This is a genomic window from Roseomonas haemaphysalidis (genome assembly GCF_017355405.1).
Taxonomy (GTDB): domain Bacteria; phylum Pseudomonadota; class Alphaproteobacteria; order Acetobacterales; family Acetobacteraceae; genus Pseudoroseomonas; species Pseudoroseomonas haemaphysalidis.
Genome location: NZ_CP061177.1, coordinates 2,617,984 through 2,641,079, shown reverse-complemented (window position 1 = coordinate 2,641,079; position 23,096 = coordinate 2,617,984). Strand labels below are relative to the sequence as shown.

The 23,096-nt window shown below is 69.1% G+C and carries 23 protein-coding genes; 13 read left to right on the top strand and 10 right to left on the bottom strand.

Going from position 1 to position 23,096, the window contains the following annotated elements:
- Positions 1 to 10: 10 nt before the first annotated feature.
- The 11 genes from IAI59_RS12230 to IAI59_RS12180 all read left to right on the top strand — a co-directional run bounded on the left by IAI59_RS12230 (position 11) and on the right by IAI59_RS12180 (position 11,523).
- A complete protein-coding gene (locus IAI59_RS12230) occupies positions 11 to 952 on the top strand; it encodes an ABC transporter permease (RefSeq protein WP_207419939.1) in 942 nt (313 codons plus the stop codon).
- Positions 949 to 1,878, top strand: a complete 930-nt coding sequence (locus tag IAI59_RS12225; protein ID WP_408887635.1) for an ABC transporter permease — start codon at positions 949 to 951, stop codon at positions 1,876 to 1,878. The genes IAI59_RS12230 and IAI59_RS12225 overlap by 4 nt, the downstream gene beginning before the upstream one ends.
- A gap of 4 nt (positions 1,879 to 1,882) precedes the next feature.
- Positions 1,883 to 2,872: an ABC transporter ATP-binding protein gene (locus IAI59_RS12220; protein WP_207419940.1), complete on the top strand. Its 990-nt coding sequence runs from the start codon at positions 1,883 to 1,885 to the stop codon at positions 2,870 to 2,872.
- Positions 2,869 to 3,921: an ABC transporter ATP-binding protein gene (locus IAI59_RS12215; RefSeq protein WP_207419941.1), complete on the top strand. Its 1,053-nt coding sequence runs from the start codon at positions 2,869 to 2,871 to the stop codon at positions 3,919 to 3,921. The genes IAI59_RS12220 and IAI59_RS12215 overlap by 4 nt, the downstream gene beginning before the upstream one ends.
- A 215-nt stretch (positions 3,922 to 4,136) precedes the next feature.
- Complete coding sequence (locus IAI59_RS12210) at positions 4,137 to 4,640, top strand: (2Fe-2S)-binding protein (protein ID WP_207419942.1); 504 nt, start codon at positions 4,137 to 4,139, stop codon at positions 4,638 to 4,640.
- Between the two features lie 12 nt (positions 4,641 to 4,652).
- Positions 4,653 to 5,447, top strand: a complete 795-nt coding sequence (locus IAI59_RS12205; RefSeq protein ID WP_207419943.1) for an FAD binding domain-containing protein — start codon at positions 4,653 to 4,655, stop codon at positions 5,445 to 5,447.
- A gap of 138 nt (positions 5,448 to 5,585) precedes the next feature.
- Positions 5,586 to 6,410, top strand: coding sequence for a cold-shock protein (locus IAI59_RS12200; RefSeq protein ID WP_237181122.1), 825 nt, complete (start codon positions 5,586 to 5,588; stop codon positions 6,408 to 6,410).
- A gap of 22 nt (positions 6,411 to 6,432) precedes the next feature.
- Positions 6,433 to 7,212 (top strand): GntR family transcriptional regulator, encoded by a 780-nt coding sequence (locus IAI59_RS12195; RefSeq protein ID WP_237181072.1) that lies wholly within the window; start codon positions 6,433 to 6,435, stop codon positions 7,210 to 7,212.
- Between the two features lie 4 nt (positions 7,213 to 7,216).
- Positions 7,217 to 7,741, top strand: coding sequence for a cysteine dioxygenase family protein (locus IAI59_RS12190; protein ID WP_237181073.1), 525 nt, complete (start codon positions 7,217 to 7,219; stop codon positions 7,739 to 7,741).
- Between the two features lie 83 nt (positions 7,742 to 7,824).
- On the top strand, positions 7,825 to 8,805 hold the full coding sequence (locus tag IAI59_RS12185; RefSeq protein ID WP_207419945.1) for an ATP-grasp domain-containing protein: 981 nt from the start codon (positions 7,825 to 7,827) through the stop codon (positions 8,803 to 8,805).
- Positions 8,806 to 8,853: 48 nt separating this feature from the next.
- Positions 8,854 to 11,523 carry a bifunctional acetate--CoA ligase family protein/GNAT family N-acetyltransferase gene (locus IAI59_RS12180; RefSeq protein ID WP_207419946.1) on the top strand — a complete coding sequence of 890 codons (2,670 nt, stop codon included), beginning with the start codon at positions 8,854 to 8,856 and terminating at the stop codon, positions 11,521 to 11,523.
- Here IAI59_RS12180 and IAI59_RS12175 read toward each other — a convergent pair.
- The 3 genes from IAI59_RS12175 to otnI all read right to left on the bottom strand — a co-directional run bounded on the left by IAI59_RS12175 (position 11,520) and on the right by otnI (position 14,237).
- Positions 11,520 to 12,392 (bottom strand): helix-turn-helix domain-containing protein, encoded by an 873-nt coding sequence (locus IAI59_RS12175; protein WP_207419947.1) that lies wholly within the window; start codon positions 12,390 to 12,392, stop codon positions 11,520 to 11,522. The genes IAI59_RS12180 and IAI59_RS12175 overlap by 4 nt on opposite strands.
- A 157-nt stretch (positions 12,393 to 12,549) precedes the next feature.
- A complete protein-coding gene (locus tag IAI59_RS12170; protein WP_207419948.1) occupies positions 12,550 to 13,434 on the bottom strand; it encodes a 2-hydroxy-3-oxopropionate reductase in 885 nt (294 codons plus the stop codon).
- Positions 13,435 to 13,457: 23 nt separating this feature from the next.
- Entirely contained in the window at positions 13,458 to 14,237 is a 780-nt protein-coding gene (gene otnI, locus IAI59_RS12165; RefSeq protein ID WP_207419949.1) for a 2-oxo-tetronate isomerase, read from the bottom strand.
- 130 nt (positions 14,238 to 14,367) lie between these two features.
- Between otnI and IAI59_RS12160 the strand changes: the two genes are divergently transcribed.
- Positions 14,368 to 15,441, top strand: a complete 1,074-nt coding sequence (locus IAI59_RS12160) for an AI-2E family transporter (protein WP_207419950.1) — start codon at positions 14,368 to 14,370, stop codon at positions 15,439 to 15,441.
- On the opposite strand, the gene IAI59_RS12155 is transcribed toward IAI59_RS12160, so the two are convergent.
- A complete protein-coding gene (locus tag IAI59_RS12155; RefSeq protein ID WP_207419951.1) occupies positions 15,438 to 17,222 on the bottom strand; it encodes a gamma-glutamyltransferase family protein in 1,785 nt (594 codons plus the stop codon). The genes IAI59_RS12160 and IAI59_RS12155 overlap by 4 nt on opposite strands.
- A 97-nt stretch (positions 17,223 to 17,319) precedes the next feature.
- On the opposite strand from IAI59_RS12155, the gene phnN reads away from it, so the two are divergent.
- Complete coding sequence (gene phnN / locus IAI59_RS12150; protein WP_207419952.1) at positions 17,320 to 17,877, top strand: phosphonate metabolism protein/1,5-bisphosphokinase (PRPP-forming) PhnN; 558 nt, start codon at positions 17,320 to 17,322, stop codon at positions 17,875 to 17,877.
- A 10-nt stretch (positions 17,878 to 17,887) separates the two neighbouring features.
- Here the strand turns inward: phnN and IAI59_RS12145 are convergent, their stop codons facing one another.
- From IAI59_RS12145 to IAI59_RS12120, 6 genes are read right to left on the bottom strand one after another with little or no spacing between them, the layout of a single operon-like run.
- Positions 17,888 to 18,559, bottom strand: coding sequence for a DUF1045 domain-containing protein (locus IAI59_RS12145; RefSeq protein ID WP_207419965.1), 672 nt, complete (start codon positions 18,557 to 18,559; stop codon positions 17,888 to 17,890).
- A 2-nt stretch (positions 18,560 to 18,561) separates the two neighbouring features.
- Positions 18,562 to 19,698, bottom strand: coding sequence for an alpha-D-ribose 1-methylphosphonate 5-triphosphate diphosphatase (locus IAI59_RS12140; RefSeq protein ID WP_207419953.1), 1,137 nt, complete (start codon positions 19,696 to 19,698; stop codon positions 18,562 to 18,564).
- Positions 19,695 to 20,393 (bottom strand): phosphonate C-P lyase system protein PhnL, encoded by a 699-nt coding sequence (gene phnL, locus IAI59_RS12135; RefSeq protein ID WP_207419954.1) that lies wholly within the window; start codon positions 20,391 to 20,393, stop codon positions 19,695 to 19,697. Before phnL ends, IAI59_RS12140 begins: the two co-directional genes overlap by 4 nt.
- Entirely contained in the window at positions 20,390 to 21,163 is a 774-nt protein-coding gene (phnK, locus tag IAI59_RS12130; protein WP_207419955.1) for a phosphonate C-P lyase system protein PhnK, read from the bottom strand. The genes phnL and phnK overlap by 4 nt, the downstream gene beginning before the upstream one ends.
- Positions 21,160 to 22,017, bottom strand: a complete 858-nt coding sequence (locus IAI59_RS12125; protein WP_207419956.1) for an alpha-D-ribose 1-methylphosphonate 5-phosphate C-P-lyase PhnJ — start codon at positions 22,015 to 22,017, stop codon at positions 21,160 to 21,162. The genes phnK and IAI59_RS12125 overlap by 4 nt, the downstream gene beginning before the upstream one ends.
- Positions 22,014 to 23,096 (bottom strand): carbon-phosphorus lyase complex subunit, encoded by a 1,083-nt coding sequence (locus tag IAI59_RS12120; protein WP_207419957.1) that lies wholly within the window; start codon positions 23,094 to 23,096, stop codon positions 22,014 to 22,016. Before IAI59_RS12120 ends, IAI59_RS12125 begins: the two co-directional genes overlap by 4 nt.

Sequence of the window (23,096 nt, the reverse complement as noted above, 5' to 3'; positions counted from 1 at the left end):
TCGGATCATCATGTTCGCCTACATCATCCGACGTATCCTCGCGACGATCCCCGTCATGGCGATCGTCGCTCTCTTCGTATTCAGCCTGCTCTACCTCGCGCCGGGCGACCCGGCCGCCGTGATCGCCGGCGACCAGGCCACGCCCGCCGACGTGGAACGCATCCGTGCCAGCCTTGGGCTGGACCGGCCCTTCCTGGTGCGCTTCACCGAATGGGCCTGGCGCATCATGCAGGGTGACCTGGGACTGTCGATCTTCACCAACCTGCCGGTCACCCGCATGATCGCGCAGCGGATCGAGCCGACCCTGTCGCTCATGGTCGTGACGCTGATCCTGGCGATCGGCATTGCCGTGCCGATGGGCGTGATCGCCGCCTGGAAGGCGGGTTCGTGGATCGACCGCTTTGTCATGGGCTTCGCGGTGCTCGGCTTTTCCGTGCCGGTCTTCGTGGTGGGCTACCTGCTGGCCTATGTCTTCGCGCTGGAACTCGACTGGCTGCCGGTGCAGGGCTACACGCCCATCGCCAACGGCCTCTGGCCCTGGCTGCAGAACCTGATCCTTCCGGCGGTGGCCCTGGGCGGCGTGTACATCGCGCTGATTGCCCGCATCACCCGCGCGACCATGCTGGAAATCCTGCAGCAGGACTACATCCGCACCGCCCGCGCCAAGGGCGCCGGCCAGCGCACCATCCTATTCCTGCACGCGCTGAAGAACGCGGCGGTGCCGATCGTCACCGTCATCGGCATCGGCGTCGCGCTGCTGATCGGCGGCGCGGTGGTGACGGAAAGCGTGTTCGCCATTCCTGGCCTCGGCCGCCTGACGGTGGACGCCATCCTGCGGCGCGACTATCCGGTCATCCAGGGCGTGATCCTGCTGTTCAGCTTCATCTACGTGCTGGTCAACCTGCTGATCGACCTGAGCTACACCCTGTTCGACCCGAGGATCCGGTATTGAGCACCAGCACCCTTCCGCCCGGCGTCCTGCCGCCGGGCGGCATGCCCACCGCCGCCAAGCCGATGCCGGACATCCTGCCCAACCGGCGGGCCCGCAAGGGTTTTGTCGGCTACCTGATGCGCCACCCGACCATTGCCATCGGCGGCTTCCTGCTGCTGCTGATGCTGGCCATCGCCATCTTCGCCCCTTACCTGTGGACCAAGGACCCCACCGCCCTGGCGCCGGCCATGCGCACGCGCGACCCCGGGGCCCGCTGGTGGTTCGGCACCGACATGCTGGGCCGGGACGTGTATTCCCGCGTGCTGTACGGCACCCGCGTGTCGCTGATGGTGGGCTTCGGCGTGGCCATCGCCTCCTCGGTGATCGGGCTGGCCATCGGGCTGGTGTCCGGCTTTGTGCGCTGGGCGGACAGCATCATCATGCGGATCATGGACGGGCTGATGTCCATCCCGTCGATCCTGCTGGCCATCGCGCTGATGGCACTGACCCGCGGCTCCGTCGGCAACGTCATCCTGGCCATCACGGTGGCCGAGATCCCGCGCGTGTCGCGGCTGGTGCGTGGTGTCGTGCTGTCGCTGCGCGAACAGCCCTATGTGGAAGCCGCCATCGCCTCGGGCACCCGCACGCCGGTGATCATCTGGCGCCACATCCTGCCCAACACCCTGGCGCCCATGACCGTGCAGGCCACCTACATCTGCGCCAGCGCCATGATCGCCGAGGCCATCCTGTCCTTTATCGGGGCCGGCACGCCGCCGATCATCCCGTCCTGGGGCAATATCATGGCGGAGGGCAGGGCGCTCTGGCAGGTCAAGCCCTACATCGTGTTCTTCCCCGCGCTGTTCCTTTCCATCACCGTGCTGGCGGTGAACCTGCTGGGCGACGGCCTGCGGGATTCGCTCGACCCGCGCCTCGCGAAGCGGGTGTAATTTCATGGCACTGCTCGAAGTCGAAAATCTGCAAACCCACTTCGCCACGGGCGATGGTGTCAACCGCGCGGTGGATGGGCTCAGCTTCTCGGTGGAGGCGGGCGAGACGGTCGCCATCGTCGGCGAGTCCGGCTGTGGCAAGTCCGTCACCTCCATGTCCATCCTGCGGCTGATCCCGGAGCCGCCGGGCAAGATCGCGGGCGAGATCCGCTTTCAGGGCCGAGACCTGCTGAAGCTGCCGGACGCCGAGATGCGGAAGATCCGCGGCAACGAGATCAGCATGATCTTCCAGGAGCCGATGACCTCGCTGAACCCGGTGCTCAGCGTCGGCAAGCAGATCGGCGAGGCGGTGCAGCTGCACCAGGGCCTCAACAAGAAGGACGCCGAGGCGCGCGCGGTGGAAATGCTGCGCTTGGTCGGCATTCCGGCGCCGGAACGGCGGGTGAAGGAATACCCGCATCAGTTGTCCGGCGGCATGCGGCAGCGCGTAATGATCGCCATCGCGCTGGCCTGCAACCCTAAGCTGCTGATCGCCGACGAGCCGACCACGGCGCTGGACGTCACCATCCAGGCCCAGATCCTGGACCTGATGCGCGACCTGAAGCACCGCGTGGGCGCCGCCATCGTTCTGATCACCCACGACCTCGGCGTGGTGGCCGAGGTCGCGGAGCGGGTGATCGTGATGTATGCCGGCCGCAAGGTCGAGGAAGCGCCGGTCAGCGAGTTGTTCAACAACCCCAAGCATCCCTACACCAAGGGCCTGCTGGGGGCGGTGCCGAAGCTGGGCTCCTCTCTCAGCGGGCAGTCGTCCCGCCTGGCGGAGATCCCCGGCCTGGTGCCGAGCATGAAGCAGAAGATCCAGGGCTGTGTCTTCGCCGGCCGTTGCCCGCAGGTGACGGAGCTGTGCCGCGAGGTGGCGCCCGCGCTGGAGGAAAAGGCGCCCCGTCATATCGCCGCCTGCCACTACGCCCTGAAGGAGGCCGTCGCCGCATGAGCACGAGCATCAGAGACCCGCTCGCCCGCGCCGCCCGCCCGCTGCTGCAGGTCGATGACCTGAAGAAGCACTTTCCCATCAAGGCCGGCTTCTTTGGCGGCACCACAGGCAATGTCTACGCCGTGGACGGCGTTTCCTTCCATGTCGACAAAGGGGAAACGTTGTCACTGGTGGGCGAGTCCGGTTGCGGCAAATCCACGGTCGGGAAGACGCTGCTGCGCCTGTATCACCCGACCTCCGGTCAGGTGGTGCTGGACGGCCAGCGCATCGACGACCTGTCGGAAAGCAAGCTGCGGCCGGTGCGCCGACGTATCGGCGTGGTGTTCCAGGATCCGTTCAGCAGCCTGAACCCGCGCATGCGGGTCCGCGACCTCCTGGCTGAGCCGATCCGCAACTACGGCCTCGCCAAGAACAGCGCTGAGCTGGATGCCCGCCTGCACAAGCTGATGGACACGGTGCGCCTGCCGCGCGATGCGCTGGGCCGCTTTCCTCACGAGTTTTCCGGTGGCCAGCGCCAGCGCATCTGCATCGCGCGTGCCCTGGCGGGCGAGCCGGAGCTGATCATCTGCGACGAGGCGGTTTCCGCGCTCGACGTGTCGGTCAAGGCGCAGATCGTGAACCTGCTGCAGGATCTGCAGAAGGAGCTGGGCCTGGCGCTGCTGTTCATCAGCCATGACCTGGCGATCGTGGAGCACATGACCCACCGCGTGGCGGTGATGTACCTGGGCAAGATCGTCGAGATCGCACCCAAGCGCAGCCTCTTCGCCGCGCCGAAGCACCCTTACACAGAGGCGCTGCTGTCGGCCGTGCCGGTGCCGGAGCCGGGAATGGCGCGCCAGCGCGTCATTCTGAAAGGCGACGTGCCCAGCCCGATCAAGCCGCCGTCCGGTTGCCGCTTCCACACCCGCTGCCCCTATGTGTTCGACCGTTGCAAGACGGACGAGCCCCGGTTGCAGCAGACGGAGCCCGGTCAGTGGGCCGCCTGCCACCTCCATGACCTGCCGGCGGAACAGAATCCGCTGCGCCGGGGCATGGCCGCCGCGGCCTGAAGCGGCGGCGTGGTGCAACGGTCGGGCGGGGGCGGCAGCCTCCGCCCGATTTGCGTTCATGCCCGCCAAGTATTCGATAATGCGAAGCGTTCGCAATTACTTTGACGACCGCATGCTTTGTTGTGCGGTGGCTTGACGGCGGGGCCGGTGCGGGTTGAGGTTTCAGCAACGGCCACCGCTTTTCGCGGCGGCTTCGACGCATGGGGAGAAGCGGCATGCCGCAAGTCACGATGACGGTGAATGGCACGTCCCACACCGTGGAGGTGGAGGCGCGGACCCTGCTGGTCGAGGTGCTGCGCGAGCAACTGCGCCTGACCGGCACCCATGTGGGCTGCGACACCAGCCAGTGCGGCGCCTGCGTCGTGCATATCGGTGAGGACAGCGTCAAGGCCTGTACCATCCTGGCCGTGCAGGCCCAGAACGCGCAGATCACGACCATCGAGGGGCTGGCTGCCGCCGACGGCACGCTGCATCCGATGCAGGAAGCATTTCGCGAGTATCATGCACTGCAGTGCGGCTTCTGCACCCCGGGCATGGTGATGAGCGCCATCGACCTGGTGAAGAAGAACCCGCAGGGGCTGACCGAGCACGACATCCGCGAAGGCCTGGACGGCAACATCTGCCGTTGCACCGGCTACCACAACATCGTCAAGGCGATTGCGGCGGCGGCGGACGTGATGCACGGCAAGCGCGCCGAGCTGGCGCCGGCGATCGGCTGAGGAGCGCGGCAGATGTACGATTTCGAATACCACACCCCGACCACCGTGGCCGATGCGGTGAAGATCCTGTCGGCTGATCCGGATGCCAAGCCGATCTCCGGCGGCATGACGCTGCTGCCGGCGTTGAAGCACCGGCTGAACCGCCCGACCTCGCTGGTGGACCTGGGTGGTATCGCGGAGCTGCGGGGCATCCGGCGGGAAGGGGATGCCATCGTCGTCGGCGCCATGACGAAGCACTACGAGGTCGCCACGGACCCGACCCTGAAGGCCGCGATCCCGGCCCTGGCGCGCATGGCCTCCACGGTGGGCGATACCCAGGTTCGCAACCGCGGCACCCTGGGCGGCAGCATCGCCAACAATGACCCGGCGGCGGACTATCCGGCCGCGGCACTGGCCCTGGGGGCGACCATGGTCACCAGCAGCCGCCGCATCCCTGCCGACGAGTTCTTTCTCGGCATGTTCACCACGGCGCTGGAGCCGGGCGAGCTGTTGGTCGCCGTTTCCTTTCCCATCCCGGAAAAGGCCGGCTACGCGAAGCTGCGCAACCCCGCGAGCCGCTATTCCATGGCCGGGGTGTTCATTGCCAAGGGTGCGGGCGGCGTGAAGGTGGGCGTCAACGGCGCCGGCTCCTGCGCCTTCCGGCAGACGGAGATGGAAGCCGCCCTGGCATCCAGCTGGTCGGCTGAATCCCTGTCCGGCGTGAAGCAGTCGCCGGATGATTTGAACAGCGACATCCACGGCAGCGCGGCCTATCGTGCCAACCTTGTCAGCGTCATGGCCAAGCGCGCTTTGGCGGATGCCGGGTAAGCCGGAACGGCTTAAAAACGAGTTCATCGGCGGGGAATCTTGCCGATTCGGCTAGCAATCGGCCCGACGTGATGCGAGGATGACGATACCGGTCCTGCATCCCGTCGGGCCGTGTGCTTTTTACGGATACGAGACGCAGTGTTGCCGGACAACGATTCGCAGGGTGGCACCGGGCCGATTGAGGCCGAGGTGAAGTGGTACAATGGCCGCAAGGGCTTCGGCTTCGTGTTGGGCCCTGATGGCCAGGACGTGTTCTTCCACGCTTCGGCACTGACCGAGGCCGGGATCGAGCCCCCTGAGACCGGTGACAAGCTGGTTTGCGAAATCGGCTCCGACCGGCAGGGCCGCCGCCTTGTCACCCGCATCCATGAGCGCAAGCTCGGCCCCGGGGGCGGTGACCGTCCCCCACGCCGCGACTTCGCGCCCCCGGGCGGTGGCTACAACGACCGTCCGCCGCGCCGCGACTTCGGCGATCGTCCCCCCCGCCGTGATTTTGGCGGCGGCGGCGGTGGCTTCGGCGCGCCCAGCGGGGGCTTTGGCGACCGCCCCCCGCGTCGTGATTTCGGCGGTGGTGGTTTCGGTGCGCCCAGCGGCGGCTTTGGCGACCGCCCGCCGCGTCGTGACTTCGGTGGTGGTGACCGCTTCGGCGGCGGCGATCGCTTTGGCGGCGGCGGCGGCGGTGGGTTCGGTGCTCCGCGCGGTGGCTTCGGTGACCGTCCGCCGCGCCGTGACTTCGGCCGCGACGAAGGCGGCCCGACCTATGCGGTCAACGGCACGGTCAAGTGGTTCGACCAGGTGCGTGGCTTCGGCTTCGTGACGCCGGATGATGGGGGCCAGGACGTGTTCCTGCATTCCTCCGTCCTGCAGCGCGCGGGCAAGCAGGAAGTCCAGCAGGGCGAGAAGGTCGCGCTGGAGGTCAAGGACGGGCAGCGTGGCCGGCAGGCCGTGATCATGAAGGACTAAGCAGCACCACGGTGTTGCGGCGATGGCCCCGGTGCAGCGATGCACCGGGGCTTTTTTGTTGTCGGCTGCTCCACGCCGCGTCATGATGGTCCTGACATGTCAGTCGGAGTTCACCGGAATGTCGCTGCTTCTTCCGATCGAGCCACCCGCCTCCCTGACCGAGCAAGCCGTATCGGCTTTGCGCCGAGAGATCCTGACAACCCGGCTTCGCCCCGGGCAGACCCTCAGCGAGGCGGCGCTGTCGCAACATCTCTCGCTCGGCAAGGCGCCGATCCGCGCCGCGCTCGCGCGTCTGGCCGACGAAGGCCTGGTACAAGCCGTGCCGCGCCGCGGATGGATCGTCTCCCTGGTCACCATTCGCGACATCCATGAGGTCTTCGGGCTGCGGCTGTTGTTGGAAGCGGAGGCAGCGCGTCTGGCCGCTGGCAAGATCGATGCCGCGCTGTTGCGCAGGTTGGATGCCATCTGCGCCTGCGGCTACCAGCCGGGCGACGAGGAGAGCACCCACGCCTTTCTCGACGCCAACAAGGCGTTCCACGTCGCCCTGGCCGACCTGTCCGGCAACGCCCGGCTGGCCCGGCAGATCGACCGGTTGCTAGACGAAAGCACGCGCATGCTGGCCCTGGGCCTGCGGCGTCGCGACCGGACGGGCGAGATGGCGCATGAGCACCATGCCCTGATTGAAGCCCTGGCCCTGGGCCATGCGGACCAGGCGGCGGCGATCATGTGCGAGCAGGTCGCGGCATCCCGCACCATGGTCCTGACGGCATTGACGGCACCCGACTCCCGGACGGCGGTTTGAACCGATGAACGCATTCTCTTCCTGCCATTCCCTCACCCTGTCCCGCATGCTGTCCGATATTCATCGGGCGGTGATCGGCACCGATGGTTCGGATCGTCCGGCGCGTATCGCCGCCGCCATGGCGCCTCACCTGCGGCAACCTGACCTGCTGAGTGCGGCATCCTGCGAAAGCTGCCCGAACGGCTATATCCGCCACCTGCTACATGCCGATCGGGAACAAGGCTATGCCGTCGTGGCGCTGGTGTGGCGCCCGGGGCAGATGAGTCCGGTCCATGCGCATCGCACGTGGTGCGCGCTAGGCGTCCATACCGGAAGCCTGACGGAAGGCTTCTACGCCTTGCCCGACCAAGCCGCACAGCCCGTGCAAACGGCCGCGCTTCTTCGCCGCTCCGGCGACACCAGCTCCGGGCCCGCTGACCCCGACCTGATCCACCGCCTGTCCAACCTCAGCATGGCGAATGCCATCTCAATTCACGCATATGGAGCGGATTTTGATCGGTTCGGATCGGACGTGAATCTGCTGTACTAGCTGCGATTGCCCCTAGGAATTTTGTGATTTAACAACCAATCTTCTGATTGACCGTTAAAACACAGAATTTCGAGGTGGAACCAATGTCCGTCGTTCACGTCATCCATGAGAATCCGCTTTGGCTGCCGCCACTGGCCGATGCGTTCGATGCCGCCGGTGTGCCCTGGCAGGAGCTGGACCTGTCGAGCGGTACCTTCGATCTGTCCTCCGTGCCGCCGGAAGGCGTGTTCTACAACCGCATGAGCGCGTCGTCGCATACGCGCGGCCATCGCTATGCCGCCGAGCTGACCGCGGCTGTTCTTGCTTGGCTGTCGCGCCACGGGCGCCGCGTTGTGAATGGCCCGGCGGCGCTGGACCTGGAAATCAGCAAGGTCCGGCAGTATGCGGCGCTGGAGGCAGCCGGACTGACCGTTCCCCGCACCGTGATGGTTCAGGATGACCGTGCGGCCCTGCTTGCTGCGGCGCATCGGTACTTTGCCGGGCAGCCTGTCATCCTGAAGCCGAACCGTGGTGGCAAGGGCCTTGGCGTACGCCTGTTCGCGGACGTCGACGCATTGGCCCGGCAGTTGGACAGTCTGCCGCAGGACGAGGCGCCGGTCGACGGCATCTGGCTGTTGCAGGAATATGTGCGCGCGCCGCGCCCCGTCATCACCCGCGCCGAGTTCGTCGGCGGACGCTTCGTGTATGCCGTTGAAGTCGACACGACTGCGGGTTTCGAGCTGTGCCCCGCCGAGGTCTGCGCCGTGGGCGATGCGGCCTGCCCTGTCGGTGAAACCGTTGTGGCCGAGGCCCCGCGGTTCCGCATCCTGCCCGATGGAATCGATGCTGGCCTGCGTGCGAAGCTGGAAGCGTTTCTGTCCCAGGCGGGCATTGACGTTGCGGGCATCGAGTTCATTCAGGACGACGCGGGCCGCACCCTGGTCTACGACGTCAACACGAACACCAATTACAATGCCGGTGCAGAGGAAGCCGCTGGCGTTGCCGGTACGCCCCGGTCTGGCCCCGGCGCCCTGGCGCGCTTCCTGGGCGCGGAATTGGCCGGGGGGCGTCGCTTGGCGGCCTGACCAGGGGCGGTTGCAGGGCCGGGCAGGGCGCGCGCATGGTGGATATCCATGAACCTGCCCATCCCGCTTGCCCGTGCTCAAACCGGCTTTCGGCCGGAAGCGCTGTTTCGCCCCGGCGCCGTGGTGCTGGTGGGCGATGCGGCGCTGCCGGAAACCGCCATCATCCTCGGCAATCTGGCCGCCGGGGGGTTCCAGGGGCGGTTGTTCGCCGTCGGCGTGGCAGCAGATGGCTTCGAATGTTTTGGTGCCATCGAAGATCTCCCGGTGTCGCCCGACCTGGCCGTGTTGTGCTTGCCGCCGGAGGCACAGGGCCAGGCAATGGCGGCGCTGGCGGCCAAGGGGTGCTTTGCCGTCGTCGTGCCGGTGGCCGCGCCCGACCTTGTCGCCCTGTGCGAGGCGACCGGCATCCGTGTCTTCGGGGCCCATAGCTTCGGCTTGTGCCTGCCGACGGTGGGTTTGAACGCCAGCCTCGCGCATCTGCCGCCCAAGGCGGGCAAGCTGGCCTTGCTGTGCCAGTCGGCGGCGATGGCCAGGGCAGTGCTGGATTGGGCGACAGGCGAGGACCTCGGCTTCAGCCACATCATCGGCATTGGCACCAACCAGGGCATCGGCTTCGCGCTGGCCCTGGACTGGCTGGCGCGCGATGCCCAGGCCGGCGCGGTGCTGCTGGATATCCGCCGCATCAAGAACCGCCGGATGTTCGTCTCGGCCCTGCGGGCCACGGCGCGGACGCGCCCCGTGGTGGCGTTGCGGCCGGGCGGCCGCCAGTCGGATGCGTCCGGGACCGCCGATGCGGTGATGGAGGCGGCGTTGCGGCGCGCCGGCGTGCTGCGCGCGACGGGCTTCGAGGATATGCTGTCCGCCGTGGAAACGCTGGCCCGCGTGCGCCCGGCCCGCCGCACCGGGCCGGATGCCATGGCGGGGGACCGGATCGCGATCGTCAGCAACGGGCAGGGGCCGGCTCAGCTGGCGGCCGATGCCGTGGTGGCCGGCGGTGGCCGCCTGGCCGCCTGGGGGACGGCGGCTGCCCAGGCCCTGGCGGTTCTGTTGCCGCCGGCCAGCACATCCAATCCGTTGATCCTGCCACCCGGCCAGAGCCACCGCCTGGCGGAGGCGGCGGCGATCCTCGCCACCATGCCGGAGGTCGATGCGGTGGTGGCGATCCATGCGCCCGCGGCCGGCGCCGACAGCATGGTGGCCGCCAACGCCATCGTGGCGGCGGCCCGGGCCACGCGTGGGGCGCCGGTGCTGGTCGGCTGGCTCGGCCATGCCACTGCCGAGGCGGGGCGGCAGATGCTGGGCCGTGCCGGCATCGCCGTCTTCAACGCGCCGGAGGCGGCGGTGCGTGGCGCGCTGCACCTCGCCATGGATCGCCGCAACCGCGCCGCCGCGGCGGAACTTCCGCCGCAGGATGTGCTGCGGCTGGTCCCCGACCGCACGGCCGTGCGCGGCATCATCGACGCTGTGCGCCAAAGCGGGCGCCATGCCCTGACCGAGCAGGAAGCGCTCGCCGTGCTGGCCGCCTACGGTCAGCCGGTGATCGCGGGCGAGGCTGCGGCCGATGCCGCGGAGGCGGCCGAGGTCGCCAGCCGGCTCGGCTTCCCCGTCGCCGTCAAGCTCGCCAGCCCCGACTTGCCGCGCAAAACCGATATCGGCGGCGTGTCGCTGAATCTCGGGGATGCCGGGGCCGTGCGGCTTGCGGCGCAGGCCATGCTGGACCGGGCTGCCAGGCACCACCCCGACATCCGGCTGCACGGCCTGCTGGTGCAGCGCATGGCGGGCGGCGGCATGCCGCGCGGGCATGAGCTGCGCTTGCGGCTTGGTGACGACAGCATGTTCGGACCATGGATCAGCTTCAGCCGCGGCGGCACCACGTCGGACTTCGAAGACGACATCGCCTTCGACCTGCCGCCGCTCAACCGCACGCTGGCTTTGGCGATGATCCGCCGCACCCGGGGCGCGCGGCTGCTGGCTGGGTTCCGGGATCTGGCGAAGGTGGACCTGGATGCCCTGGCGGATAGCCTGGTGCGCTTGTCGCAGATCGCGGTCGATTTCCCGGAGATCGCCGACCTCATCGTGAACCCCCTCCTGGCACGGGGCGCGGAGGTCGTGGCACTGGACGCCTCCCTCACGTTGCGCCCGGCGGGGGCGGCGGGCGTGCTGGCGATCCCGCCCTATCCAGCAGAGCTTTCTCAAGGCTGGACGGCACGCGATGGCCGCAGCCTGATGGTCCGGCCCATCCGTCCGGAAGACGCCACGGCCCTGGCGGAGGCTTTCACGCAGCTCACGCCCGAGGATGTCCGCTGGCGCTTCTTCTCACAGATCCGGGCCCTACCGCCCGAGCAGGTCGTGCGGATGACGCAGATCGACTACGACCGGGAAATGGCGCTGGTGGCCGTGGAGCAGCGCCCGGGGCAGCCGGACCGGCTGGCCGCCACCGCGCGGCTGATCCGCGACCCGGGGCGCGACAGCGGCGAATTCGCGGTGGTCACGCTGCCGGGCTGGAAAGGCCAGAAGTTAGCCAGCCACATGATCCGCCGCCTGCTGCATTGGGGAGAAGCACAGGGCATCCGCACCGTCGTCGGCCAGGTTCTGGCGGATAATCAGCCGATGCTGGGCTTCGTGCGCTCGCTGGGCTTTTCCGTGAAGCGCTCGGCCGAGGATGACGAGGTGATGGAAGCACACATCAACCTTCGCCCGCCCGTGGCATCGCCCTAGCGCGTGGTTTCGCGGATCAGGTCGCGCACGCGGCTGGCGGCCGCGCTTCCCTTCAACGCATCCCGCCAGGCGGCCTCGGCAACGCGCTGGTGCGCGGCCACCGCTTCATCCGCAGCCGTGATACTCCCGACGCCGATGCCGGCCCCCGGAGTCATCTCCGGCGCGAAAGGGCTGAGGCAGACATGCGCGCGGTCACGGCCGCGCAGCACCAGGAAGTTGCCCGCCGGCTCGGATGCCAGCAGGCCGAGTTGCAATCCGATCGGCACGCTTTCCATCTGCGCGGCGATGCTTTCCGCTTCCGCCCGGGCCGCCAGGCGGCAGCGCGTACGGGTGCGGTCGGACAGGCTGCCGCCGGCGGCCACGCCATCGACCAGCATGCGACGCAGTGCCGACTCCGACAGCATGGCGATGATGTTGGCGCGGCGGGACTGGTGCAGCTTCTTGCGGGCCACCAGCAGCCCCATCGCCTGATCAGCCGCCGCCCGGGCCGCGATGCGCTCCGGGGCCTGGTCCGCTGCTTCAGCCCAGGCTTCGGCCAGTGCGCCGTCGAAGGCTTCCGTGGTCGCTTGGTAGCAGATGGCGCCACCCACCTGGAGCACCTGATCGGCCTGTTCCTCGACCTGCCGCAGACGCTCCTGAAATGCCAGGGGGCGGGAAAAATACTCGACCCCGATGCCGAGCAACGACAGCGGCGAGATCTTCAATAACTCGGCCAGGCGCCGGATCGTGTCCAGCTTGATGACCTCGCCCTTCTCGTACCGGTACAGCGCGGCACGGGAGACGCCGAGCCTCGCCGCGATCTCCTCGGCCCGCATGCCGGATTCCAGGCGGTAGGCCCGCAACTGCTGGCCGATATCGGCGAAGCGCATGACACCCCTTGTGGATCACAGACAACTCAATCGGACCGCCACGGGAGACGTGTCTCGCGCGGCGGTCCTGAGCCAGGAAAATGCGCCCGGCGTCTCGGATTGGCAACTGTGAAATCCACGCCGATGTAAATTAGCCAAGCTCTACGTATTTTGCGACTCAGTCCGGCGAGACCTTCTGCGCCGACAAGGTTTCCAATGCCTTCACCATGCCGGAATGGTCCCAGCCGCCACCGCCGGCGGCGACGCAGGCCGAGAATAACTGTTGGGCCATGGCCGTGTTCGGCAAAGCGACCCCCAGCTCGCGCCCGGTCTGCAAGGCGAGGTTCAGGTCCTTCTGATGCAACGCGATACGGAAGCCGGGATCGAAGGTGCGCTTGATCATCCGGTCGCCGTGCAGTTCCAGGATGCGCGAGGTCGCTAGCCCGCCCATCAGTGCCTGCCGCACCTTCGCGGGGTCGGCACCCGCCTTGGCGGCGAAGACGAGCGCTTCGCCCACCGCCTCGATCGTCAGGGCGACGATGATCTGGTTGGCCACCTTGCAGGTCTGGCCGGCGCCGTTGTTTTCGCCCACCAGCGTCACGTTCTTGCCCATGGTCGCAAACAAAGGCTGTGCCCGGTCGAAGGCAGCCTGGCTGCCGCCGACCATGATGGTCAGGGTCGCCTGCTTGGCACCGACCTCGCCGCCCGAAACGGGCGCATCCAGGTAGTCCGCTCCCCGGGCGTTGATCCGTTCCGCGAAGTCCTTGGTGGCCACAGGGCTGATCGAGGACATGTCGATCACCAGCTTGCCGCTGCCGATCCCCTCCGCCACCCCGCGCGGTCCGAACAGCACGGCCTCGACGTCCGGCGTGTCAGGCAGCATCAGGATCACCACCTCCGCCGCCCCGGCGACGGCGGCGGGGTCGGGCAGGGTGGTCGCGGCTTCGCGCAGCTCGGCCGTCAGGCTGGCGCGCTCCGGCACCAGGAGGTCGTGCCCGGCCGCGCGCAGGTGCAGTGCCATCGGGCGGCCCATGATGCCCAGGCCGATGAATCCGATCTTCATCTTGTACTTTCCTTGTCTTGCATTCAGGCGCGGTAGGGCGCGAACCAGCCAAGTCCGGCCACCGTTTCGCCCGCCGGGCGGTATTCGCAGCCGATCCAGCCGCGGAACCCCAGCGCGTCGATGCGGCTGAACACGAAAGGCCAGTTGACCTCGCCGGTGCCCGGCTCGTTGCGGCCCGGCACGTCGGCGACCTGCATGTGGGCGATGATCGGCAGGTGCTTTTCCACACGCTTGACGATGTCACCCTCCGTCACCTGGCAGTGGTAGAGGTCGAACTGCAGGCCCAGCCTGTCCGGTCCCACCGCGGCGATGATCGCGGCACCCTGGTCCATGGTGTTCAGGAACAGCCCCGGGATATCCCGGTGGTTGATCGGCTCGATCACCGGCTTCACGCCGGCCGGGGCCGCCTGTTCCGCCGCCCAGGCGAGGTTGGCGACATAGGTGCCCGTCAGCGTGTCCCGCGCCACGCCGGCGGGCGCCAGCCCCGCCATCACGTGCAGCCGGGGGCAGGACAGGGCGGCGGCGTAGTCCAGCGCCTTCTTGATGCTGTCGCGGAATTCCTCCTGGCGGCCGGGCAGGCAGGCGGTGCCGCGCTCGCCCTGTGCCCAGTCGCCGGGCGGCGCGTTGAACAACACCTGTTGCAGCCCGTTGTCCTGCAGGCGCTTGGCGATCTCGGCGGCCGGGAAGTCATAGGGGAACAGGAACTCGACGGCGGTGAAGCCGGCCGCCCGCGCGGCGGCGAAGCGATCCAGGAACGGCATCTCCTGGAACATCATGGACAGGTTCGCGGCGAAGCGCGGCATTCGGCTCTCCCTTGGTTCGGCGGCACCTGGCCCGCGGGCCGCCATTGCCGGCTAGGCTAGAACGCCAGCCTGGAAGAGCAACCCCGGCGCCGCGCTGGCGGAGGCGTGGCTGCTCGGGCAATCTGCGCGCATGAGCCATCCTCCTTCCTCCGGCGACCATTCCCTGCGGCCCGCCCGGCTGCTCGGCTTCGTTGCCCTGGCCGCCCTGCTGGTCGGCTGCCTGCTGATCCTGCGGCCCTTCATCTCGGCGCTGCTGTGGGCCGCCATCCTGTCGTACTGCACCTGGCCGCTGTGCCGGATGCTGCGCGAAAAGCTGGGGCTTTCCCCGACCATCGCGGCCCTGGTGATGGTGGCGGCGGAGATGCTGCTGGTCGGCCTGCCGATCCTGCTGGCCACGCCGATGAAGGCGGAGGACGTGGATGGCCTGCGCCGCGCCGTGGAAAGCTTCTTTGGCGAGGGCCTGCCAGGGCTGGGCGACAAGCTCGGCGCCATCCCCATGATCGGCGCCTTTCTCCAGGACCGCTGGGCGTCGCTGCAACTGGATATCTCGCCGCTGACCAACATGCTGCGGCCCTATGCCGGCATGATCGCGCAGAACGTGCTGGGGCTGCTGCTGGCGGTGTTGTCCGGCTTGGTGGAGTTCGTGGTCGCCATCCTGCTCGCGTTCTTCTTCTATCGGGATGGCCCGGCCATGGCACGGGTCATGGAAGGGCTGGCGCAGCGCATCGCCGGGCCGCAGGCCAAGCGTCTAGTGCAGCTGACGGCGGCGGTGACCATCGGCGTGGTGTACGGGCTGCTCGGTACCGCCGTGGCGCAGGGTGCGCTGACGGCGGTGGGGCTGTGGGTGACCGGCGTGCCGCACCCCGTGCTGTTCGGCGTGCTGGCGGGCGCCATGTCGGTGCTGCCCGTTGGCGCGGCAGTGGTCTGGCTGCCGGCGGCGATCTACCTCTTCGCCACCGGGCAGACCGTCTGGGGCGTGGTGCTGCTGGTGTATGGCGCCGTCATCATCAGCAGCGTGGACAACGTCATCCGCCCCTGGCTGATCAGCCGCGGCGCGGACCTGCCGCTGCTGCTGACCATCCTGGGCGCGCTGGGTGGCGTCTTCGCCTTCGGCTTTCTCGGCCTGTTTCTCGGCCCCGTGCTGCTGGCGGTGGGCTTCACCCTGCTGCGCGACTGGGCCGAGGACGAGGAAGCCGGCTACTAGCGACCCACCGCGTAGCCCTGCATCCCGCGCGGGTTGGCGCCGGCGAAGAACTGCCCGTCCGGCTCCTGCCGGGCGGCGGAAAGCCGGCCTTCCGACCAGTCGCCGCCCAGCTCCGCCTTGTGGCCGCGCGCCAGCAGGGCGTCGAGCACATCCTGCCCCAGCCGGCCTTCCAGCACCGCCTTGCCCGGCCGGGCCATGCGCGGCCAGAAGGAGGACGGCCAGTGCTCGCTGTGGAAGGCGGGGGCGTCGATCGCCTGCTGGATGTTCAGCCCGTGGTCCAGCATGCGGCACAGCATGATAGGCTGCCACTGGTCCTGCTGCTCGCCGCCGGGGGTGCCGAAGGCCATCCAGGGCTTGCCATCGCGCAGCGCCATGCCGGGGGACAGCGTGGTGCGCGGGCGCTTGCCGGGCTTCAGGCCGTTGGGCAGCGACTCGTCCAGCCAGAACATCTGGCCACGGGTGCCGAGCGCGAAGCCGAGCTCGGGAATGGCGGGCGAGGATTGCAGCCAGCCACCCGATGGCGTGGCGGACACCATGTTGCCCCAGCGGTCAATGACATCGACATGGCAGGTGTCGGCGCCCGAAACGCCGAGACGCGACACGGTCGGCTCGCCGGCGCCGGCGGCGCCCAGCATGGACAGTCGCCGCTCGGCATCGTGGTCCACCCAGGGGGTCGCGCGGCCGGGTACCGTGCCGGGGCGCAGCTCCAGGGAGGCCTCGCGGCCGATCAGCTTGCGCCGCTCGGCGTTGTATGGCTCGGACAGCAGCACATCCATCGGCACGTCCACGAAGTCGGGGTCGCCGTAGAAGGCCTCGCGGTCGGCGAAACCGAGCTTCATCGCCTCGATCACGTGGTGGACGAACTCCTCGCCCATCGTGTCCATGGCGCCGACATCAAAGCCGGCCAGCACCGCCATGGTCTGCAGCATCGCCGGGCCCTGGCTCCAGGGGCCGCACTTCAGGATGGTGGTGCCGCGATAATCGAAGGACAGCGGCTTTTCCACAGGCGCCCGCCAGCGGGCCATGTCGTCGCCCGTCAGCACGCCCCTGTGCCGGCGGCCGGATGCGTCCAGCACCTCGTTGTCCCGGCAGAAGCGGTCGATCGCCTCGGCCACGAAGCCCTCGTACCAGGTGCGGCGGGCGGCATCGATCTGCGCCACGCGGTCACCCCCGGCGGCGGCGGCCTCTCGCAGCACGCGCGCATAGGTGGCGCCCAGCGCCGGGTTCGACCACAGCGCGCCGGGCCTGGGGCCGCCGTCGCGCAGCCACAGGGCGGCGGAGGTCTTCCATTCGTTCTCGAACAGTGGCTTCACGGTCTGGATGGTGGCGCAGATGCGCGGCACGTAGTGGATGCCGCGCTCGGCATAGCCGATGGCGAATTCCAGCACGTCGGCCAGCGCCCAGGTGCCCCAGTCACGCAGCATGGTCGCCCAGGCATCGAAAGCGCCGGGCACCATGGCGGCCAGCAGCCCCGTGCCGGGGATCAGGTCGAGCCCCAGCTCATCCTTCACCTTGCCGACCGTCAGGCCGGCGGGCGCCACGCCCTGGCCGCAGATCACGTGCTGCGTGCCGGCTTTCGCGTCGTGGATGATGATGGGGCAGTCGCCCAGCGGCCCGTTCAGGTGCGGCTCGGCCACCTGCAGCGTGAAGCCTGCGGCGGCGGCGGCGTCGAAGGCATTGCCGCCGCGCTCCAGTACCGCCATCGCCACCTGGCTGGCGATCCAGTGGGTGCTGCCGACCACGCCGAAGGTGCCGGCGATCTCGGGGCGGGTTGTGAACATCTCATGGCTCCCACGTGGGGCGGCCTTTTTGCGCGCCCTGCTGCTTGCGTCCTGTCCTCTGCGCGCGGAAAAGCACGGGGTCAATCGGAGGGACGTGATGTCGGGCTGGCTGGTGACGGTGGTGGGGCCTTCGGGCGCCGGCAAGGACACCTTGCTGGCGGGCGTACGACACGCGCTGCGCGACGATGCGCGCTTCGTGTTCGTGCGCCGCGCGATCACGCGCCCGGCGGAGCCGGCCGGGCAGGGTGGCGCGGAAGACCATGTGCCGATGACGGAAGCGGAGTTCCTGCAGGCCCGTGACGCGGGGAGCTTCGCGATGCACTGGTTCGCGCATGGCCTGCACTACGGCATACCGGCCACGATCCGGTCGGAGCTGGACGCCGGGCGGACGGTGATCGCCAACCTGTCGCGCGGCGTGCTGGCGGAGGCGCACGAGCACTTCCCGTTGAAGGTCATCAGCATCACCGCGCCCGCCGCCATCCTGGCTGCGCGGCTGGCCGGCCGTGGGCGGGAAAGCGCCGAGGACATCGCGGCGCGCCTGGCCCGCTCCGTGGCGCTGCCGCCCGGCGTGGACGTGGTGGAGGTGCCCAACGACACGACGCCCGAGGAGGGCGCCGCGCGTCTTCTGGCGGCACTGCGAAGCCTGCCGGGCTAGGGAGCGCCCGTCAGCCGCCGAGCGGCAGGCGCTCGGCGATCAGGAAAGGCGCCCCCGGCGCCGCCTGGGTGAACAAGCACAGCTCCCGCACCACCCGCGGCATCGCCGCGGCAGCACCCACCGCATTCTGCACCGCCGGCAGCACGCGGGCCTTCTCCACCTCGTCCAGTTTGCGTGACAAGGTCATGTGGAAGAACCATTCGTCGAAGACATAAGGGTAGCCCCAGGCCGCCAGATGCTCGCGCTGGCGCGGCGTCATGCGGTCCGGGTTGCGGCGGGCGATCTCGGCTTCCGTCGGCGCGGCGCGGTGCGGCTCCAGCGCCGTGACGCAGTTGTCGGCGAAGGCCTGCAAGGCGGGGCAGGGCTCGCTTTCCGTCAACGCCAGAAAGCCGCGCAGGTCGGTGACCCGCAGCGGCGGCATCGCGAAGGGCGCGGTGCGCCCGGCCAGATCCGCCGCCGCGGCGCGCGCGGCGGCGTAGGAGCCGGACAGGCGGAAGGGCGGCTTCAACGTGGCGTGGAAGCCGTAGTTCGCCGCTTCCGCCGTGATGGCCGCGATGTCCACGCCCGGCACGGGGGCCTGTGGAATGGTGGCCCCCGTCTCGGCATCGCGCCCCAGCCAGCGGGACGCTGCCGCATGCAGCGGGTCCGATACCTCGGGCGCGAAATACAGCGCGAGTCGCATGCTCACGCGACGCGCTCCCCGGCACGCCACACGCTGCGAACCACCGGCATGGTGCCGAGCGGCCGCACACGCACGAGGTCGGCGCGCAGCCCGGTCTCGATGCGGCCGCGATCGGCCATCTTCAGCATCCGCGCCGGGGCGTCGGTGATGGTGGCGACGGCGGCGGGCAAAGAGATTTCGGTTTCCGCCGCCGCACGCCACACGGCCTCGATCATCGCGGGCGGCACGTAGTCGGAGGCGAAGACATCGACCAGCCCGGCGCGAACCAGATCCACAGCCGCCACGTTGCCCGAATGGCTGCCGCCGCGCACCAGGTTGGGCGCGCCGGCGATCACCTGCATGCCGTGCCGGCGCGCCGCTTCCGCCGCCAGCATGGAAACCGGGAACTCCGAGATCATGATGCCGTCGGCGGCGTTCTCGGCAATCTCGTCCTCACGCCAATCGTCGTGGCTCGCGAGCGGCAGGTCGCGATAAGCGATGCGCTCCAGCAAGGCGCGGCGCTGCGGGCCGCGCAGCCGCTCGCGCTGCGACAGCAGCTTGTCGATGCGCTTTTCCACCTCGGCCAGCGGCATGGCGCGGGCCCGCATGGCGCGGTAGCGCTCGATATCCGCGTACTGGCCGACGCCGGGGGAATGGTCCATCAGGCTGACCATGCGCACCGCCGGGTGGTCGGCAGCGGTTTCCAGCAGCGGCATGAGGTCGGCGGCCGGCAGCTCGCAGCGCAGGTGCAGGAAGTGCTCGCTTTTCAGCAGCCCCGTGGCGGACAGCGCGTCGAGATCCCGGACACCATTCAGGAAGGTTTCCGTCCGCTCGGCGTCGAAGCCCAGGTCACCCAGGCACAGCGCGTCCAGCACCGTGGTCACGCCCGCTGCCGCCGTTTGCGAATCGTGCGACAGAAAGGCGGAGCGGGACGGCCAGCGGGCGGAGGCGCGGGGCTGCACCTGGCGCTCCAGGTTGTCCGTGTGCACGTCGATCACGCCGGGGATCAGGTGGTCGCCATCCAGGTCGATGGCGCCGGGCACGCTGCTGCGCCCGGGCTGGATCTCCGCGATCATGCCGCCGCGCAGCACCAGCGTGCCGGGCTGGACGCTGTCCGGCAGGACGAGAAGGGCGTTGGAAAGGATGGTCTCGGCGGTCATGCGGCGTCCTGGATCGGCAAAACTTCGAAAAGGCGGTCGGCTACCCGGTCGCGGACTTCCGCGTCGTGGAAGATGCCGATGATGGCGGTGCCGGCGGCCTTGGCCTCGCCGATCAGCCCGATCACCACCTCGCGGTTGGCGGCATCCAGGCTCGCGGTCGGCTCGTCCAGCAGCAGCACGGGGTAGCCGGGGGCGAAGCCACGGGCAAGGTTCACCCGCTGCTGCTCGCCGCCCGAAAAGGTCGCGGGCGGCAGGTGGTGCAGCCGGGCCGGCAGGTTGAGGCGCAGCAGCAGCTCCTCCGCCCGGGCGCGGGCGGCGTCCGGCGCGGCGCCACGGGCGATCAGCGGCTCGGCCACGATGTCCAGGGCGCCGATGCGTGGAATGACGCGCAGGAACTGCGACACGTAGCCGAGCGTGCTGCGGCGGATCTCGCGCATTTCCCGGGCGTCGGCGGCGGTCAATTCCACCGCGCGGCCGTCATGGCGCAGGTGGATGCGGCCGTGCTCGGCGCCGTAGTTGCCGTAAAGGCACCGCATCAGGGTGGATTTGCCAGCGCCCGAGGGGCCGGCGAGCGCCACGCATTCACCCGGCGCGACGGCGAAGTCCACGTGCTCCAAGACGGGAATGCGGACCCCGCCCTGCAGATGCAGACGAAAGCTTTTGCCGAGGTCGGTGGTCCAGAGAGCCTGGGTCATGCCGCCAGCACCGATGCGACGAGGAGTTGCGTATAGGGATGCTGCGGGTCGTCCAGCACCCGGTCGGTCAGCCCATGCTCCACCACCTGGCCATGGCGCATCACCAGGATGCGATGGGCCAGCAGGCGGGCGGCGGCGATGTCGTGCGTCACCAGGAGCACGGCGATGCCGAGGTCGGCCACCAGCGCGCGGATCAGGTCCAGCAGCCGCGCCTGGACAGATACGTCAAGGCCGCCGGTCGGCTCATCCATGAACACCAAGCGCGGGCGCGTCACCAAGGTGCGCGCGATCTGCAGCCGCTGCTGCATGCCGCCGGAAAAGGTGCGGGGCAGGTGGTCGATGCGCGCGGGGTCGATCTCCACGCGCTGCAGCCATTCCGCCGCCTCGTCGCGGATGTTGCCGTAATGGCGCGCGCCCACGGCCATCAGCCGCTCGCCCACATTGCCGCCGGCGGAAACGCCCATACGCAAGCCATCGCGGGCATGCTGGTGCACGAAGCCCCAGTCGGTCCGCATCAGGCGGCGCAGCGCGGCCTCGCCCATGTCGTGCACGGGATGGGCGGTGCCGTCCGGCGCACGGTAGGTGACCTGCCCGGCGTCGGGGCGCATCTGCCCGGCCAGCACGCGCAGCAGCGTGGACTTGCCGGAGCCGGATTCGCCGACGATGGCGACCACCTCGCCGGGGTGGATGTCCAGCGCCACGTCGTCCAGTGCCTTGACGGCGCCGAACGACAGACGGAGGCCGGCGGCCTCCAGCAGGGGCGCGCTCATGCCGCTTCTCCCTTGGCGTTCTCGGCCTGCCGGGTTTCGCAGTAATCGGTATCGGAGCAGACAAACATGCGGCCGCCGCGATCGTCGGTCACCACCTCGTCGAGGTAGCTGCTGCGGGAACGGCACAGCTCGCATGCGGCATCGGCCCGATGCGGGCGGAAGGGATGGTCGTCGAAGTCCAGGCTCCGGACCTCCGTGTAGGGCGGCACGGCGTAGATGCGCTTCTCGCGCCCGGCGCCGAACAGCTGCAGGGCGGCCATGCGGTGCATCTTCGGGTTGTCGAAGGCCGGGATGGGCGAAGGCGACATCAGGTAGCGCTCGTCCACCATCACCGGGTAGCTGTAGGACGTGGCGATGTGCCCGTGCTTGGCGATGTCCTCGTACAGCTTCACATGCATCAAGCCGTAATCGGCCAGGGCGTGCATGCGCTTCGTCTCGGCCAGGCGCGGCTCCAGGCGGAACAGCGGCTCGGGCATCGGAACTTGGTAGACCAGGATCTGCTTCTCGGTCAGCACGGCCTCGGGAATGCGGTGCCGGGTCTGGATGACCGTCGCCTCGTCCGTGTGCGTGGTCGTCTCGACCCCGGCGACGCGGTTGAAGAAGCGACGGATGGAGACGGCGTTGGTGGTATCGTCCGCGCCCTGGTCGATCACCTTCAGCACGTCGGCCTCGCCCAGCACGGCGGCGGTGACCTGGATGCCGCCGGTGCCCCAGCCATAGGGCAGCGGCATTTCCCGCGCGCCGAAGGGCACCTGATGGCCGGGGATGGCCACCGCCTTCAGCAGCGCGCGGCGGATCATCCGCTTGGTGTTCTCGTCCAGGTAGGCAAAGTTGTAGGCGGCATCGCGGTTCATGGCTCGGCCTGCTCCGGCTCGACGGAAGCGCGCATGCGGCGCACCACCTCCAGCTCGCTCTGGAAATCGACGTAGTGCGGCAGCTTCAGGTGTTCCACGAAGCCGGTCGCCTCGACATTGTCGCTGTGCAGCAGCACGAATTCCTCGTCCTGCGCGGGGGCCGTGCGGTCCTCGCCCAGCTCGCCTGCCATCAGGGCGCGGTCCACCAGCGCCATGGACATGGCGCGGCGCTCGCCATGGCCCAGCACCAGACCGTAGCCGCGGGTGAACTGCGGCGGCTCGGTGCGGCTGCCGTGGAACTGGTTCACCATCTGGCATTCCGTGACCTCGATCTCGCCGATCTCGATCTCGAAGCCCAGTTCCGGCGGGGTCAGGCACACGGTCACGCTGCCTTGGCGGATCTCGCCCACGAAGGGGTGGCTGTTGCCGTAGCCCCGCTGCGTGGAATAGCCGAGGCCGAGCAGAAAGCCTTCATCACCCCGCGCCAAGTTTTGCAACCGCGTGGCGCGGCTGGTGGGAAAGGCCAGGGGCTGGCGCGTCAGGTCCGCGGGCTCGGCGTCCGAGGGAACGTCGCGTCGCATCAGGCCCTCGCGGGCCAGCAGCTCCGTGACGAAGGGCGCATCGGCCAGCGGCGCCTCGGCTTCCGGCGCCGGCTCGGGCGGCAGGCCGGCGGCAGCCAGGGAGAAGTCCAGCAGCCGGTGCGTGTAGTCGAAGGTCGGGCCCAGCACCTGCCCGCCCGGCAGGTCCTTGTAGGTGGCCGAAACGCGGCGGCGCAGGCGCATGGCGCCGGTGTCCAGTGGCGCGGCATAGCCGAAGCGGGGCAGGGTGGTGCGATAGGCCCGCAGCAGAAAGGCGGCCTCGATCAGGTCGCCCTTGGACTGCTTAATGGCCAGCGCGGCGAGGCCGCGGTCGTGGCACGATCCCTCGGCCATCACGCGGTCCACCGCCAGCCCCATCTGCTGCTCGATCTGCTCGACCGTCAGCTCCGGCACCGCCGCATCGCCCCGGCGGGTTTCCGCCAGCCACGCATGGGCATTGCCGATGGCACGCTCGCCCCCTTTGACGGCGACATAGGCCAT